The following is a 15353-nucleotide window of genomic DNA, read 5'->3' on the forward strand; positions in this document are numbered from 1 at the left end:
TATGGCGCTGCCCGCTGTCGACGCGTTGCGTTTCCCGCTATGATGGGCGGCTAGTCTAAGGAGAACGCATGGTCTGGATAATGCTGGCAACGCTTGCCGTGGTGTTTGTGGTTGGGTTTCGTGTCCTGACCTCGGATTCCCGCCGCGCCATCAAACGTTTAAGCGAGCGTCTGGGTATCACCCCGATGCCGGTAGAATCGATGATCGACCAGTTCGGTAAAACGCCGGGCAATGAGTTTATCCGCTACCTTGAGCGCCCAGACGAAGCGCATCTGCAAAACGCCGCCCAGGTCCTGCTTATCTGGCAGGTCTGCATCGTCGACGGGAGCGAGGAGAATCTGCATACCTGGCACCGCATGCTGCGTAAAGCCCGCCTGGCCGCACCGATCACCGATGCGCAAATCCGCCTCGCGCTCGGCTTCATGCGCGAGATAGAGCCCGATCCGCAGGATCTTAACGCCTTCCAGCTGCGCTATAACCAGCTTTTCCTCCCGGAAGAGGGCGTGTTTTATCTGCACTGATATCACGAAACGTGATGAAGAGTATAAAGCATCGTCATTAGATTTATATCTGCCGCAGGCGCACCATCACTTCATCCACTCGCTGATGAGGTGAACCATGAAACAATCCGCCATTATCTGGCCAAACGACTACCTGCCAGGCACAACCGATAACTTTGCATCCAACGAAATCATCGTCGCCGGGCTGAGCGCAAAAGAGATTTGGGCGCAGCTTAACGACACTACCCTGTGGCCGAACTACTACAGCAACGCCGAAGATATTCGTTTTCACGACGGCAGCGGTCCGGAACTGAGCGCCAACGCCCGCTTCCGCTTCACGACCTTTGGCTTCCCGGTTGAGGCGCAGGTCACGGAGTATGTTCCGCCCGTTGACGGCGAAGCCGCACGGATCGCCTGGCACGGCTGGGTGGAGGGCGATGCCAGCTCGCGTCTGGATGTGATCCACGCCTGGCTGTTTGAGGACTTGCCGGGAAATCGCGTCCGTATTCTGACTCAGGAGTCGCAGAAAGGCGTTCCTGCACAGGAACTTGCTCGCACCGTGCCGAATCCAATGATCAACGGGCACCAGGAGTGGATCGTCGGTCTGGCGAATGCAGCGATGCAAGAAAAGTTGTCGAAACGTTAAATTCGTCACACTTTTGATGATAAACTGCGCGACTTTTCCGCACGTTTTTATCTCAGGTGACGCCATGACAGAACATATCCAGCCCACGACCCCGCCGCAGGCCAAAGAGGTTTCACGCCCCAACTGGTCGGCGGTTTTCTCCGTGGCGTTTTGCGTAGCCTGCCTGATTACCGTTGAGTTTCTGCCGGTCAGCCTGCTGACGCCGATGGCGCAGGATCTGGGCATCTCCGAAGGCGTGGCGGGGCAGTCTGTCACCGTCACCGCGTTTGTAGCGATGTTCGCCAGCCTGTTTATCACCCAGGCTATTGGCGCGATTGATCGCCGTAAAGTGGTCATTCTGTTCAGCGTGCTGCTGACGCTCTCCTGCCTGCTGGTCTCCTTCGCTGAAAGCTTCACCCTGCTGCTGCTCGGCCGTGCCTGTCTGGGTCTTGGGCTTGGCGGCTTCTGGGCGATGTCGGCCTCGCTGACCATGCGCCTGGTGCCCGCGCGCACCGTGCCGAAAGCGCTGTCCGTTATCTTCGGTGCCGTCTCCATCGCGCTGGTGATTGCCGCGCCGCTGGGCAGCTTCCTCGGCGGGATTATCGGCTGGCGTAACGTCTTTAACGCGGCGGCGGTGATGGGCGTGCTGTGCATTATCTGGGTGTGGAAGGCGCTGCCGTCCCTGCCGGGTGAGGCGGCGCACCACAAACAGAACATGTTCAGCCTGCTTAAACGCCCGGGCGTGCTGGCGGGGATGACCGCCATCTTTATGGCCTTTGCCGGGCAGTTTGCCTTCTTTACCTATATTCGCCCGGTGTATATGACCATGGCGGGCTTTGACGTGGACGGCCTGACGCTGGTGCTGTTGAGCTTCGGTATCGCCAGCTTTGTCGGCACCTCGCTGTCGTCCCAGTTCCTGAAGCGCTCCCTGAAGGTGGCGCTGGCGGGTGCGCCGCTGGTGCTGGCGATAAGCGCGGCGGTACTGGTGCTGTGGGGCAGCGATAAGTGGGTGGCGTCTGCCATCGCGATTATCTGGGGCTTTGCCTTTGCGCTGGTGCCGGTGGGCTGGTCGACGTGGATCACCCGCTCGCTTGCCGATCAGGCGGAAAAAGCCGGGTCGATTCAGGTGGCGGTGATCCAGCTGGCGAACACCTGCGGTGCGGCAGTGGGCGGCGTTGCGCTTGACCACCTGGGGCTGACGTCACCGCTGGTCATCTCCGGCACGCTGATGCTGCTGACCGCGCTGCTGGTGGCGGGGAAGGTGAAGGCGAAGTCGTAAATTCCCCCCCTCACCCCGGCCCTCTCCCCAAAGGGGCGAGGGTGAAAAGACTGCACCGAGCCGTCCCCTCTCCCCTATGGGGAGAGGGTTAGGGTGAGGGGACATTCGCTTATGCCGATGTCTGAACCCGACTTCTCGAATCCATCGAAATCAACACCACCGACGACACGATCAGCAGCGTGCCCAGCCAGTCCGGCAGGGTAAACGCTACGCCAAGCAAAATCACCGACAGCAGCGCGCTGCTCAGCGGCTCGGCGCAGCTCAGAATGCTTGCCTTCGGCCCGCCGATCATCTGCGCGCCTTTCAGGTACAGGCTGAACGTCAGCGCGGTGCCGATCACCACCAGGTAAAAAAACGCCAGCAGCAGGCTGCCGTCAATGACGAAGGTGGTGCCGCGCCCGGCGTAGAACGGCGTCAGCATCACTCCCGCAATCAGCATACTCCAGCCGACAATCGGCAGCGTGCCGTAGCGGGCGATCAGGGTTGACGGATACGTCGTGTAAAACGCCGCGGCAAAGGCCGAGGCAATGCCGAAGAACAAAGCCGCAGGCGAGATGGAGAGTGAAGTGGGGTCGCCGTGGGTGACCAGCAGGAAGGTGCCGACCAGTGACGTCAAAATCGCCGACAGGACAAACACGCCGGGACGCTTCTTCCGCGCCAGGGCGAACCACGCCACGATAATTGTCGGAGACAGAAACTGAAGCACGGTCGCCGTAGCGGCGTTGGATTTTTCAATCGTCAGCAGGAAGGTGAGCTGCACGGTAAGCGCGCCGACCAGCGAGAAAAACAGCAGGCTGATGGCGTCTTTGCGGTTTTTGATGACCGAAAAAATCTTATCGCCGTGAACGAAGGAAAGCGTCAGGAGGATCACGCCGGTAAACAGCAGGCGAATCATGGTCAGGTAAGGCGAAGAAATGTGGCTTTTCTCCATGATGTACTGCGCGCAAACCCCGGAACTGCCCCATAAAACGGCGGCGATCAGGACGTTTAGCATCCCTTTACGTGTGGACCCCATGTTCTCCCCTGCGATGTTGTCGTTCATTGGCCAACAGCATAGCATGGTTGTGTGCGGCCTGATGCCCTCACCCCGACCCTCTCCCACGGGGAGAGGGGGAAACACCGTTTTGCTTCTACCTTGCTTAGAACCACGCCTCCCACATAGCCCCGACGTTGAAGTCGTCGAGCGTTTCGTCTTTGGTGTTGTTCACGCGCGCGGTGCGTTCGTTATCCACCTTGCCGCCGGTCACGTAGAAGCGCAGCATCGGACGGAACTCCGGCCCCATGGCGATAGACATGTTCTGGGATAGAGTCAGCTTCCAGCCCTTGTTGTCGCCGCCGTTATCGTAGTCAACGTGCTGCCAGCCCGCTTCCAGCCAGGTGGAGTGAACGTCGTTCCACCAGTGCATCGGGCGCACAATCGCGTTGTAGTTCTTACGATTGTCGGCGTCATCGCGGCTGTTGTCATAGTCGTGGAAGGCGAGAATGTACTCCACCTGCGTGGCCTGGGTGAATTTATACAGCCCTTCGAAGCTGGCGTAGACCGTGGTCAGATCCTCGGTCTTGTTGAAGACGCTGTTGTCCGCGTTATCAGAGTAACGGGCGATCACCTTGTTCACGCCGCTGTCGTTGGTGTGGCTCAGCACCACGCCGCCCTGCCAGGCATTCAGGCGCTCGTCGCTCTCGATCGCCTTAGAGTCGAAGCCGTAGTTGGCGTAAAGCTCCATGTCGATGGGGCCGAGCTTCATGCCGTGGATTTTAGAGGTGGCGGCGTAGTTGCCTTTATCGCCCGTGCCGGAACCGCCGGTACAGGTGATGCGCGACGGGTTCGCTTCGTCCTCCATCACTTCCGGGCTACAGGATTCCACCGCCGCCACGGCAGCGACGTCAAACTGCACGCCGCCGATGTCGAAGTTTTTCACCCCGGCGCCCTGGCCGTCGTGGTTCATCCAGAAGTAATCGTTAATGCCCTGCTGCGGACGCTGGTGGAAGTCACGACCGGCCCAGAAGTAGGCGTTCGGGTTAGACGCCATAATATTGGTCACCCCGGCGTAGGCTTTTTTCAGGTTAACTTCGTCACCCCAGTGGTCGATCATCACGTTGATGTCCCAGATGGCGCCGTTTTCACCCTTGAAGGCCTTGGAGAGCTGGAATTCGCCGCCGTTGCCTTCGTTACCCAGACGACCAATCGCGGAGGCGCCGTTGTAGGAGCCGTCTACCGCCACGTATTTCTGATCGGCGGCCTGGAAGTGCGCGCCGTAGCGGGCGTAGCCGGTAAATTTAACCCCGAACGGAATCGCCATATCCGGGGACTGCGCCGCGCTTTGCGGTTCGGTTACCACGTCCGCTTTTTTCGCGATCGCCGCGTCCATTTTCGCCTGCCGTTCGGCCAGCGCTTTATCCACCGCTTTCGCCACAATGGCGTCGATTTGCTCCTGCGTGAATTCTTGTGCGAGCACGGAAATTGGGCAAAGCGCGGCGATAACCGCCATGGTTAATGGAAGTTTTTTACTGTTTTTCATTGTCGTCTCTATTAATTTACATTTTATTCAGACAATAATCCTCTCGTTCCGATTAGACAGAATATGTCGCTATCATCAGAAACAGAGTGATTTATATTTTCAGGTACAGAGGTCTTACGGTAACGTTATTTCGTCATAGGCTATCTCTGATATAAATGAATAATCTCTTCGGATAATTCACGCGCCAGCAGGGAGTTCATTAAATGATCCTGCGCGTGCACCATGATTAACGTCATCGGCTGGCGGGCTTCGCCCGCGTCCTGCTCGATCAGTTTGGTCTGCATCTTGTGCGCCTGGCGCGCGTAGCCGTCGGCTTCGCGCAGCAGGCTTTTGGCTTCGTCAAGGTTGCCCTGGCGCGCCGCGTGCAGGGCTTCAAAGCACAGGCTGCGGGACTGACCGGCGTTGACGATAATTTCCATTACGGCTTCTTCTAGTGCGATCATCATGGTTACTCTTTATCAAAGCTATTATTTAAGGCGGTGGCGGCAAACCACTCTCCGCTTTTCTTTATGGTGCGCTGCTGCGTCTCCAGATCGAGCTGGATAAAACCGTAGCGGTTTTTATAGGCATTACACCATGACCAGTTATCAATAAACGTCCACATATGGTAGCCAAGGCAATTGCACCCTTCGCTAATGCCTTTATGCAGCCACGCTAAATGCCCGGAAATAAAATCGATGCGGTACCGATCGTTAATCTGGCCATTTTCAATAAAGCGCTGCTCATTTTCGACGCCCATGCCGTTTTCGGAAATAAAGCAGCGCGGGTTGCCGTAATTGTCGCGCAGGTTAACCAGAATATCGTAAATACCCGGCTCGTATATTTCCCAGCCACGGTACGGGTTCATCTTGCGGCCCGGCATCTCGTAATTATCGAAGAACCACTCCGGCATAAACGGCGCCTGCGGGTTTACCGCGCTGTCGCGACACTTGACGCGACGCGGCTGATAGTAGTTCACGCCGAGCAGGTCGATTTTCCCCTCCGCAATCAGGAAACCGTCTTCCGGTTTACAGGCGGGTAATTGATCGTAGGATTTCAGCAGCGCCACCAGATCCGCCGGATATTCACCGCGCAGGACCGGGTCCAGGAAGCTGCGGTTAAACATCAGGTCTGCGATGTGCGCCGCCTTCACGTCCGCCGGGTTCTGCGAGCGCGGATAGGATGGCGTCAGGTTCAGTACGATGCCGATCTCCCCCGCGTAATGCCCGGCGCGGTAAGCCTGAACGGCCTTCGCATGGGCCAATACGGTGTGATAGGCCACGGTCGCTGCCCGACGAAAATCCACCACGTTCGGATAGTGAAAATCGTACAGATAACCGCCCTCAACCGGCACAATCGGCTCGTTGAAGGTAAACCAGTGCAGCACGCGATCGCCAAACAGCTCGAAGCAAATCTGCGCATAGCGGGCGTAAGCGTCCACCACGTCACGATTTTCCCAGCCGCCGATCTCCTGCATCGCCATCGGCATGTCGAAATGGAACAGGGTAATAAACGGCGTGATGCCCTGTTCATTCAGCTCATCAATGACCTGATTGTAAAAATCGACCGCTTCCGGGTTCACTTCACCGATACCGTCGGGGATCAGGCGCGCCCAGCTAATCGAGGTACGAAAGCTGTTGTGGTTCAGCTGCTTTAACAGCTGAATATCCGTTTTCCAGTGCTGATAAAACGTGGAGGTGTGCTGCGGCCCCACGCCGTTGTGAAAACGGTTCGGCTCGCGGGCAAACCAGTAATCCCACGTGGTTTCGCCCTCTCGTGTCCCTTCGGTCTGGAGCGCGGAGCTTGCGCTGCCCCACCAGAAATTATCGGGAAATGCGTATTTCATGTCCTTTCCTCTTTGACTTATTGGCTTACGGTTTCAGCTGCACCGACGGTTGCCTGGGCTTTCTGCTCTTCGTTTTTCATCAGCGTACGCTCATAGGCGCGCAGGAACGGCAGGTACATCAGCGCGGACATCACCATACACACCAGGCACATAATCACCGGGCTGAGCGCCCAGTTTGCCGCCCACGAGGCGCCAATCGGCGCGGGCGTGGTCCACGGCGTTAACGAGACGACCTGTGCCAGCCAGCCGAGCTTTGTTGCGCCGTACGCCAGGCAGGCGTTGACCAGCGGAACGAACACGAATGGAATAAAGAGCATCGGGTTCATGATGATCGGCGCGCCAAACAGAATCGGTTCGTTAATGTTAAAGAAGCTGGGCACGACGCCCATTTTGCCGATGGTGCGCAGGTGCGTGGCGCGGCTGCGCAGCAGCAGGAACGCCAGCGGCAGCGTGGAGCCTACGCCGCCAATCAGCAGGTAGTGATCCCAGAAGCCTTGCAGATAAACGTGCGGGAGCGCTGCGCCAGCGGCCAGCGCCGCCTGGTTAGCAGAGAGGTTCGCCATCCAGAACGGGTTCATGATGCCGGTAACAATCAGCGACCCGTGAATACCGGCGAACCAGAAGATCTGGCACAGCAGTACGGAGAGCAGGATTGCGGGCAGGGAGTCTGACGCAGACACCAGCGGCTCCAGCAGGTGCATGATCGCCTGCGGGATAATCATTCCGGTTTGCGCTTCAATGAACAGGTTCAGCGGATGCAGCGTGCCGATCACCACCATTACCGGAATCAGGATCTCGAACGAACGCGCCACGCCGGTCGGGACTTCTTTCGGCAGGCGGATGGTCACGTTGTTCTGCTTCAGCCACGCATAGACGCGGGTGGAGTAGATAGCGGTAATCAGCGCGGTGAAGATGCCCTGGCCGGACAGATACTGCGTTGAGATCTTGCCGTCGGCATACGGCGCCGCCACCAGCAGGAAGGCCATAAAGGCCAGCAGGCCAGACATCACCGGGTCGAGGTTAAACTGACGCCCCAGGCTCGCCCCAATCCCCACCGAAATGAAGAAGGTCATGACGCCCATGCTGAGGTTAAACGGCAGCATCAGCTGCTCGCGGTAGGTCTCGGAGAAGTCCAGCCAGCCGCGGGCGAAGCTGTTGGTGGTATCCGCCGAGAACGGCGGGAAGATGAACACCAGCATAAACGAGCCGATGATCATAAACGGCAGCGCGGCGGTAAAGCCGTCGCGGATGGCAATCACATACTTTTGCTGGCCAAGCTTTGCGGCCAGCGGGGTAATTGACTGCTCAATAACCGCGACCATGGATTGATATAACGAACTCATGTGAACACCTTTTAGTGTGCCGCTTCGATGAGCGACAGAGCATAGTCCAGTACTTTATCGCCACGCTGCATGCCGTAGTCCATCATGTCGATGGGCTGCACCGGAATACCCTGCGTCGCCGCCTTGTCTGAGAGTGTCTTTAACATGTATTTCACCTGCGGTCCGAGAAGAACCACCTGGTATTGCGGAAACTGCGTATCAAATTCGGACACGCCGTACGCATCAATCTTCACGGGCAAGCCCCGCTCTTTAGCAACATCGATCATTTTGCTGACCAGCAGGCTGGTGGACATCCCGGCAGAACAGCACAGCATAATCTTGAACATCGACAACCATCCTCAAAATGTAAAAAGTTATTGCGAGGATGATTGGACATGATACGGAAACCGGTTTCCATTCATAAAAGACAGAAGTGTGACAACCATCAATATCCACTACTTATGACGCTAATTAACCGGATGTGGGTCACATAATTTGGCTGTTTTAACGTCAATTTGAGTGGAAACGGAAAATCGGTTTCCATGGAAAACGGAAACGGATATACTCCGTTCTGGCTATAATGTGAGCCGTAGCGGTTATGGAATTTGCAGGCGCGAGGATGGCCTGCCAGGGGAAAAAGATGTCGACAATCAATGATGTATCACGTCTGGCCGGGGTGTCTAAAGCCACGGTATCGCGAGTGTTGAGTGGGTCACGTGGCGTAAAAGAGGCCAGCCGTCAGGCCGTGCTGAAAGCGGTGGATGAGCTGAACTATCGTCCCAACGTGATTGCGCAGTCGCTGCTCAGTCAGTCGACGGGGTGCATTGGGGTGATTTGCGCGCAGGAAAATATTAACCAGACCACCGGTTACCTGTATGCGCTGGAAAAACACCTCAGCCAGCATCAAAAACACCTGCTGCTGCGTTTCGCGCACACCAAAACGGAAGTGATGAACGCCCTTGAAGAGCTCTCCTGCGGGCTCTGCGATGACATCCTGGTCATTGGCGCGCGTTTCCCGCTGGACGTCGACATGGACAACGTCATTCTGGTCGACTGTATGGAAGCCGATAACGCCAACAGCATCCAGTTCGATCACGCTTTCGCTGCTGAAACGGCGTGTAACTACCTCACCAGCCAGGGGCGTCGCCAGATTGCGCTGATCCACCCCCACGGCAGCGGGTTTGCCGACCAGGTGCTGCTCGGTTACAAACACGCGCTGGAGAAGAACTTCCTGCCCTTTAATCGCAACCTCGTGTTCATGGACGCAACCTCGTCGTCCGTTGCGCTTCAGGAGTTGCTCAACAACGCGTCGACGCTGAACTTCAACGCGCTGCTGGTGGCGGACGAGCAGGAGGCCCAGAGGGTGATCCCGCAGCTTCAGGCGTTTAATAAATCGGTACCGGAAGACATCATGGTGTTTAGCCTGGCCGGGTCGCTGCATCTGCCGGGAATTCCGGTGATCCCGGCTATCGAGTATTCCATGGACGCCATGGCTGCGCGCATCGTGACCTGGCTGAATCAAAAAACGCAGATGCTGGGATCTTACGTGCTGCGTGGGGATTTAATTATTCCGGACGTGCGGAAACGTTAAACGTGTGATGTAGGCCGGGTAAGCGCAGCGCCACCCGGCGAAAACTCAATAATCCTCCATATAATCCACTCGCCGCGTATCCGGTTTATTCAATCCCGCCGCCCAGCGACTGCCACAGCGTGATGCGGTTTTCCAGGTCGGTTTGCCGTAAGGCAATCAGTGATTCCTGCGCCGACCACAGCGACCGCTGCGCGGTGAGCACCGTCAGATAATCCCCGGCGCCCGCCTTATAGCTGCGGGTCGCCACGTCCAGCGTTTTTTGCTCCGCCGCCACGTATTCACGCTGGGCATCCAGCTGCTCGCTCAGGGTTTCACGGCGCGCCAGCGCGTCCGCCACGTCCTTAAACGCGCTCTGGATGGTCTTCTCATAGGTGGCGATCAGCCCCTTCTTCTCCGCTTCCGCGTAGCGCAGCTGTGCCATATTGTTGCCACCGCTAAACAGCGGCAGGGTGATGGACGGCGCGAACGACCAGACCTTCATGCCGTGGCTGAACAGGGATGACAGCGAATCGCTGCCGACGCCCGCGCTGGCGGTGAGCGAAATCGACGGGAAGAAGTTGGCTCGCGCCGCGCCGATACTGGCGTTGGCGCTCAGCAGGTTATGTTCCGCCTCCTGAATATCCGGACGACGCAGCAGCGCGCTGGAGCTGACCCCCGCCGGGATCGGCGTGATGGCGTTGTCGCCCAGGCTTTCCAGCGTGCCTGGCAGCAGGTTGTCCGGCACCGTGTCGCCCGCCAGCAGGTTGAGGGCGTTTTTATCCTGCATTACCAGCGTCTGGTAGCTCGCCACGCTGGCGCGCGCCTGCTGGTAAACCGCCATCGCCTCGCTGACGTCCGTGGCGGCCGCCACGCCCACCTCCTGCTGGCGCTTCACAATCCTGAGCGAGTTCGCCGCGCTCTCCATGGTGGATTTCGCCAGCGCCAGGTTGCTGTTATCCGCCGCCAGCGTCACCCAAGCCGTGGTCAGCTCGCTGACCATCGTCAGGCGCGTGTTCTGGGCGGTGAACTCGCTGGCAAGCCAGGTTTCACGCGCGGCGCGCGAGAGGCTCTGGTTACGGCCAAACAGATCCAGCTCGAAGCTGGAGACCGCGCCGTTGGCCTCGTCGCTTGTGGCGACGCCGCTTGCCAGCGTGCGGCTGCGGGTGTGGCTCAGGCCTGCGTCCACCGTCGGGAAGAGTGACGAGCGCGTTTCGCCATACTGGGCGCGGGCGGCGTCGATATCGGCAATCGCTTTTTGCACGTCGCGGTTGCTGTTCAGCGCCATCGTTACCACGCTTTTCAGCCGCGCATCGTTCATCACCTCCTGCCACTGGCTTACTACGGTGGTGGCTTCGCCGTGCGCGCCGGGCAAGGTTGCCGGAACGGGAGCGTCCGGGCGCTGATACGTTGGATCTAAAGACACGCAGCCTGCGCTCAGCAGCGCTAACGTTAATACGGTTACACGAAACATTATGACCTCCGGTTTGCGTGCTTACCGGAGAACAGACGTTTCACCAGTACGAAGAATAAGGGAACGAAGAAGATCGCCAGCAGCGTCGCGGCCAGCGTTCCGCCGATAATGCCGGTACCGATCGCCACGCGGCTGTTGGCCCCCGCGCCGGTGGCAATCGCCAGCGGCGTTACGCCTGCAATAAACGCCAGCGAGGTCATGATGATGGGACGCAGACGCGTCTGGGCGGCACGCAGGGCGGCGCGCGTCAGGGAGTAACCTTCGGCGACTTTGGCTTCGGCAAATTCAACAATCAGGATGGCGTTCTTCGACGACAGGCCGATGGTGGTCAGCAGCGCCACCTGGAAGTAGACGTCGTTGTTCAGGCCGCGCAGGGAGGCGGCCACGGCCGCGCCCAGCACGCCAAGCGGGATCACCAGGATGACCGAAATCGGTACTGACCAGCTCTCATACAGCGCCGCCAGACACAGGAACACCACGAGGATGGAAAGGGCGTAGAGGCTCATCGCCTGGCCGCTCGCCAGTTTCTCCTGTAAGGACAAACCGCTCCAGGCCCAGGTGCTGCCGGACGGCAGACTGTTTGCCAGCTGCTCCATTTTGCTCATTGCCGTGCCGGAGCTGGCCCCGCTGGCGTTTTCGCCCTGAATCTCATATGCCGCCGATCCGTTGTAGCGCACCAGGCTTTCCGGACCGTACTCCCAGCGCGTGGTAGCGAAGGCGGAGAATGGGGTCATGGTGCTGTCGCTGCCGCGCACGTACCATTTGTTAAGATCCGACGGGACGGCGCGATAGTCGCTGTCGCCCTGGATGTAGACCTTCTTCACGCGGCCGCGATCGATAAAGTCGTTCACGTAGGTACCGCCCCAGGCGCTGGAGAGGGTATCGGTGACGTCGCTCAGGGACAGCCCCAGCGACACCGCTTTGTTGTTATCAATATCGACCTGAAGCTGCGGCATCTGCGGCAGATCGTTGGCGCGCACCGCGTGCAGCGAGCTATCCTGATTAGCCCTGGCAATCAGCTGATTACGCATTTTCAGCAGCGTGTCACGGTCGGTGCCGCCGCTAGCCATGAGCTCAAAGGTAAAGCCGTTACTCTGGCCAAGGCCGTCTACCGCTGGCGGCGTCATCGCAAATATAGTGGCATCGCGGATGGCGCTCAGCTCCTGCGTGGCGCGCAGGGCAATGGCCTGGGCGGTGTTTTCATCACCCTTACGTTCGGACCAGTTTTTCAGGGAGACAAACGCCATCCCGGCGTTCTGGCCGCTGCCGCTGAAGCTGAAGCCCTCAATGGTGAAGATAACGTTGGTGTTATCTTTCTCTTTGGTGAGGAACCACTCTCGCACCTGACGGCTAACTTCGGCAGTACGTACCGCCGTTGCGCCGGCTGGGAGAGTGTACTGCACCATGATTTCGCCCTGGTCTTCCGTCGGCAGGAAGCTGCCCGGCAGCTTCAGCATGGCGAAGCCCATCGCGCCGCAGAGCAGAGCGTAGATGACCAGCATGCCGCCGGAGCGTCGCAGGGCGCGCAGCACCTTGTTCTGATAGCCATGCTCGGTTCTGCTGTAGAAGCGGTTAAACGCGCCGAAGAAACCTTTCTTGTGCGGGGGCGTGTGTCTCAGAATTGAGCCGCACAGCGCGGGCGTCAGGGTCAACGCCACGACCACGGAAAGGAACATCGCCGAAATAATGGTAACCGAGAACTGACGGTAAATTACCCCGGTCGAGCCGCCGAAAAAGGCCATCGGCAGGAATACCGCAGAGAGCACCAGCGCAATGGCGATCAGCGCGCCGGAGATTTCGCCCATCGATTTTTCGGTGGCCTCCCGGGCGGGCAGCCCTTCGTCGCGCATAATACGCTCGACGTTTTCCACCACCACGATGGCGTCATCCACCAGCAGGCCGATGGCCAGCACCATTGCAAACAGCGTCAGGGTGTTAATGGAGTAGCCGAACAGCGCCAGCACGCCGAAGGTGCCCAGCAGAACCACCGGAACGGCCAGCGCCGGGATCAGCGTGGCGCGGATGTTTTGCAGGAACAGGTACATCACTACGACCACGAGGATAATGGCTTCGAACAGGGTCTGAATCACGTCTTCAACGGAAATCTTAATGAACTCGGTGCTGTCCTTCGGGTAGGCCACGTCGTAGCCTTCCGGCATCGACTTTTTGAACTCGGCGATTTTATCCTTCACCGCCGTCGCGGTGTTGAGCGCGTTCGCGCCAGGTGAAAGCATCACCGCCATACCCGCCGCCGGGTGGCCGTTCAGCTTCGCGGTGGAGGTGTAATCCTCGCTGCCCATCTCCACGCGGGCGACGTCGCTGATGCGCACCACCGCACCGCTGGACTGGCTCTTCACGATGATGTTTTTAAACTGATCGACCGTCTGCAGGCGCGACTGGGCGCGCACGGTGGCGGTCAGCTGCTGGGCGTTCGACGAGGGCAGCGCGCCGATCTTACCGGCGGAGACCTGCACGTTTTGCGCTTCAATTGCGCTCTGCACGTCTGAAGGCATCAGCGAGTAAGAGGCCAGTTTTGCCGGATCGAGCCAGATACGCATCGCGTATTCCGCGCCAAACACCTGCAAACTCCCGACGCCATCCACGCGCGCCAGCGGATCCTGCATATTGCTCACCAGCCAGTCGGCGATGTCCGAGCTGCTGGCGGTGTCGGTTTTGTCATACACGCCCATGATCAGCAGAAAGTTGCTCTGGGACTTTTCAACGGTGATCCCGGACTGCTGCACCTCGGTCGGCAGGCGCGATTCCGCCTGCTGGACTTTGTTCTGTACCTGCACCTGCGCGGTGTCCGGGTCGGTTCCCTGCTCGAAGGTGACGGAGATGCTCACCGACCCGTCCGAACTGCTGGTAGAGGTGAAGTAGAGCAGGTTATCCAGCCCGGTGAGCTGCTGCTCGATCACCTGCGTTACGCTATTTTCCAGCGTCTGCGCGGAGGCGCCGGTGTAGGTGGCCGAGATTTTAATCGACGGCGGGGCAACGTCCGGGTACTGCGCCACCGGCAGCGTGCGGATCGCCAGTACACCGGCGAGCATGATGAGAATGGCGATCACCCAGGCAAAAACCGGGCGACGCACGAAGAAACGGGAAAACATCAGGCGTTCCCTCCGGCGTTTTTCATCTCTTCGGCCTTCACTTCCTGCCCGGCGGTGACTTTGTCTGTGCCTTCCACTATCAGCCTGTCACCGGCCTTCAGGCCGCTCAGCACCAGCCATTTGTCGCCGTAGGTCTCGCCCGTTTCGAGCTGGCGCTGCTCTACCTTGTTGCTGGCGTTCACTACCAGCGCGGTGGCGGTGCCTTTGGCGTCGCGGGTGATGCCCTGCTGTGGCGCGAGGATTGCGTCATTCATGATGCCTTCATCCACTCTGGCGCGGACGAACATGCCCGGCAGAAGCTGGTGCTGCGGGTTCGGGAAGACGGCGCGCAGGGTAACCGAGCCGGTAGACTCATCCACTGCCACTTCGGTCAGCGCCAGGCGGCCCTTTTCGCTGTAGGTGCTGCCGTCTTCGAGAATTAAGGACACGTTCAGCGTATCGCTGTTGCTGGCGAGGGTTTGCTTGCGTAATTGCAGCAGGTCGGCGCTGGAGCGGGTTAAATCAACGTACATGCTGTCCAGCCCGCGAATGGTCGCCAGCGCGGTATCCTGCTGGGCCGTTACCAGCGCGCCGGGGGTAACGGACGAGATCCCGATGCGTCCGGCAATCGGCGCGGTGATGGTGGTCCAGCTGAGGTTAATGCGCGCGCTCTCCTGCGCGGCCTTCTTTGACGCGACGCTGGCCTTGTCCTGCGCGCAGGTGGATTTAGCGTCTTCCGCATCCTGACGCGATACGCCGTCGTCTTTCACCAGCTGCGCATAGCGCTGGGCTTTCTGGCAGTCGGCCTGGACCAGTGCCTGCGCCTGCTTCAGCGCGGCGGCGGCTTCATCGTAAGCGGCGCGGTAGCTGGCAGGATCGATTTGATACAGCGCCTGCCCGGCTTTAACGGTATCGCCTTCGGTAAAAAGCCGCTTCTGGATAATGCCGCCCACCTGCGGGCGCACTTCGGCGCTCATCGCGGCGGTAGTGCGGCCGGTCAGCTCGCTGACGACGGACACGGGCTGGCTCATGAGCGTGACAATCCCCACTTCCGGTAGAGGATGCTGGGGAGCAGACGTTTGTGCATTATCGCACCCGGTCAGGAGGAGTAATGCTGCGATGGAGGTTGTTATGGTTTTCATAATCTTTTTCC

General features: G+C 58.9%; 13 protein-coding genes. 4 read left to right on the forward strand and 9 right to left on the reverse strand.

Features of this window, described 5'->3' with window-relative positions; translation table 11 throughout:
* The first annotated feature begins 68 nt into the window (after window positions 1-68).
* The 3 genes from IM304_RS13015 to nepI all read left to right on the forward strand — a co-directional run bounded on the left by IM304_RS13015 (window position 69) and on the right by nepI (window position 2404).
* Window positions 69-521: a DUF1198 domain-containing protein gene (locus tag IM304_RS13015; RefSeq protein WP_193355430.1), complete on the forward strand. Its 453-nt coding sequence runs from the start codon at window positions 69-71 to the stop codon at window positions 519-521.
* 97 nt (window positions 522-618) lie between these two features.
* Window positions 619-1146 carry an SRPBCC domain-containing protein gene (locus IM304_RS13020; RefSeq protein ID WP_003861040.1) on the forward strand — a complete coding sequence of 176 codons (528 nt, stop codon included), beginning with the start codon at window positions 619-621 and terminating at the stop codon, window positions 1144-1146.
* Between the two features lie 64 nt (window positions 1147-1210).
* A complete protein-coding gene (gene nepI / locus IM304_RS13025; protein ID WP_193355429.1) occupies window positions 1211-2404 on the forward strand; it encodes a purine ribonucleoside efflux pump NepI in 1194 nt (397 codons plus the stop codon).
* Window positions 2405-2513: 109 nt separating this feature from the next.
* Here nepI and IM304_RS13030 read toward each other — a convergent pair whose 3' ends face one another.
* The 6 genes from IM304_RS13030 to IM304_RS13055 form a co-directional block, all read right to left on the reverse strand.
* Window positions 2514-3419 carry a DMT family transporter gene (locus IM304_RS13030; protein ID WP_193355428.1) on the reverse strand — a complete coding sequence of 302 codons (906 nt, stop codon included), beginning with the start codon at window positions 3417-3419 and terminating at the stop codon, window positions 2514-2516.
* A gap of 124 nt (window positions 3420-3543) precedes the next feature.
* Complete coding sequence (locus tag IM304_RS13035; RefSeq protein WP_148420388.1) at window positions 3544-4923, reverse strand: carbohydrate porin; 1380 nt, start codon at window positions 4921-4923, stop codon at window positions 3544-3546.
* Window positions 4924-5063: 140 nt separating this feature from the next.
* Window positions 5064-5366 carry a PTS lactose/cellobiose transporter subunit IIA gene (locus tag IM304_RS13040; protein WP_014168006.1) on the reverse strand — a complete coding sequence of 101 codons (303 nt, stop codon included), beginning with the start codon at window positions 5364-5366 and terminating at the stop codon, window positions 5064-5066.
* A gap of 5 nt (window positions 5367-5371) precedes the next feature.
* Window positions 5372-6748 (reverse strand): glycoside hydrolase family 1 protein, encoded by a 1377-nt coding sequence (locus tag IM304_RS13045; protein ID WP_193355427.1) that lies wholly within the window; start codon window positions 6746-6748, stop codon window positions 5372-5374.
* 17 nt (window positions 6749-6765) lie between these two features.
* A complete protein-coding gene (locus IM304_RS13050; RefSeq protein WP_176609107.1) occupies window positions 6766-8091 on the reverse strand; it encodes a PTS sugar transporter subunit IIC in 1326 nt (441 codons plus the stop codon).
* A gap of 11 nt (window positions 8092-8102) precedes the next feature.
* The gene (locus IM304_RS13055) at window positions 8103-8417 is read right to left on the reverse strand and encodes a PTS sugar transporter subunit IIB (protein ID WP_148386083.1); all 315 of its coding nucleotides are present in this window, start codon (window positions 8415-8417) and stop codon (window positions 8103-8105) included.
* A gap of 293 nt (window positions 8418-8710) precedes the next feature.
* On the opposite strand from IM304_RS13055, the gene IM304_RS13060 reads away from it, so the two are divergent.
* A complete protein-coding gene (locus IM304_RS13060) occupies window positions 8711-9661 on the forward strand; it encodes a LacI family DNA-binding transcriptional regulator (RefSeq protein ID WP_148420391.1) in 951 nt (316 codons plus the stop codon).
* An 85-nt stretch (window positions 9662-9746) separates the two neighbouring features.
* Here IM304_RS13060 and IM304_RS13065 read toward each other — a convergent pair whose 3' ends face one another.
* The 3 genes from IM304_RS13065 to IM304_RS13075 are packed head-to-tail and all read right to left on the reverse strand — an operon-like array spanning window position 9747 to window position 15342.
* Window positions 9747-11111 carry an efflux transporter outer membrane subunit gene (locus tag IM304_RS13065; RefSeq protein ID WP_193355426.1) on the reverse strand — a complete coding sequence of 455 codons (1365 nt, stop codon included), beginning with the start codon at window positions 11109-11111 and terminating at the stop codon, window positions 9747-9749.
* The gene (locus IM304_RS13070) at window positions 11111-14221 is read right to left on the reverse strand and encodes an efflux RND transporter permease subunit (RefSeq protein ID WP_193355425.1); all 3111 of its coding nucleotides are present in this window, start codon (window positions 14219-14221) and stop codon (window positions 11111-11113) included. The genes IM304_RS13065 and IM304_RS13070 overlap by 1 nt, the downstream gene beginning before the upstream one ends.
* Window positions 14221-15342, reverse strand: coding sequence for an efflux RND transporter periplasmic adaptor subunit (locus IM304_RS13075; protein ID WP_193355424.1), 1122 nt, complete (start codon window positions 15340-15342; stop codon window positions 14221-14223). The genes IM304_RS13070 and IM304_RS13075 overlap by 1 nt, the downstream gene beginning before the upstream one ends.
* Window positions 15343-15353: the final 11 nt, after the last annotated feature.

Source organism: Enterobacter cloacae complex sp. P40C2 (genome assembly GCF_014930695.1).
Classification (GTDB): Bacteria; Pseudomonadota; Gammaproteobacteria; order Enterobacterales; family Enterobacteriaceae; genus Enterobacter; species Enterobacter pasteurii.

Bases quoted from the DNA above. Each gene is read 5' to 3' on its own strand.
- IM304_RS13035 (WP_148420388.1), bottom strand. From the start codon at position 4,923: ATGAAAAACAGTAAAAAACTTCCATTAACCATGGCGGTTATCGCCGCG.
- IM304_RS13015 (WP_193355430.1), top strand. From the start codon at position 69: ATGGTCTGGATAATGCTGGCAACGCTTGCCGTGGTGTTTGTGGTTGGG.
- IM304_RS13065 (WP_193355426.1), bottom strand. From the start codon at position 11,111: ATGTTTCGTGTAACCGTATTAACGTTAGCGCTGCTGAGCGCAGGCTGC.
- IM304_RS13070 (WP_193355425.1), bottom strand. From the start codon at position 14,221: ATGTTTTCCCGTTTCTTCGTGCGTCGCCCGGTTTTTGCCTGGGTGATC.
- IM304_RS13045 (WP_193355427.1), bottom strand. From the start codon at position 6,748: ATGAAATACGCATTTCCCGATAATTTCTGGTGGGGCAGCGCAAGCTCC.
- nepI (WP_193355429.1), top strand. From the start codon at position 1,211: ATGACAGAACATATCCAGCCCACGACCCCGCCGCAGGCCAAAGAGGTT.
- IM304_RS13075 (WP_193355424.1), bottom strand. From the start codon at position 15,342: ATGAAAACCATAACAACCTCCATCGCAGCATTACTCCTCCTGACCGGG.
- IM304_RS13060 (WP_148420391.1), top strand. From the start codon at position 8,711: ATGTCGACAATCAATGATGTATCACGTCTGGCCGGGGTGTCTAAAGCC.
- IM304_RS13030 (WP_193355428.1), bottom strand. From the start codon at position 3,419: ATGGGGTCCACACGTAAAGGGATGCTAAACGTCCTGATCGCCGCCGTT.
- IM304_RS13055 (WP_148386083.1), bottom strand. From the start codon at position 8,417: ATGTTCAAGATTATGCTGTGCTGTTCTGCCGGGATGTCCACCAGCCTG.
- IM304_RS13050 (WP_176609107.1), bottom strand. From the start codon at position 8,091: ATGAGTTCGTTATATCAATCCATGGTCGCGGTTATTGAGCAGTCAATT.
- IM304_RS13020 (WP_003861040.1), top strand. From the start codon at position 619: ATGAAACAATCCGCCATTATCTGGCCAAACGACTACCTGCCAGGCACA.
- IM304_RS13040 (WP_014168006.1), bottom strand. From the start codon at position 5,366: ATGATCGCACTAGAAGAAGCCGTAATGGAAATTATCGTCAACGCCGGT.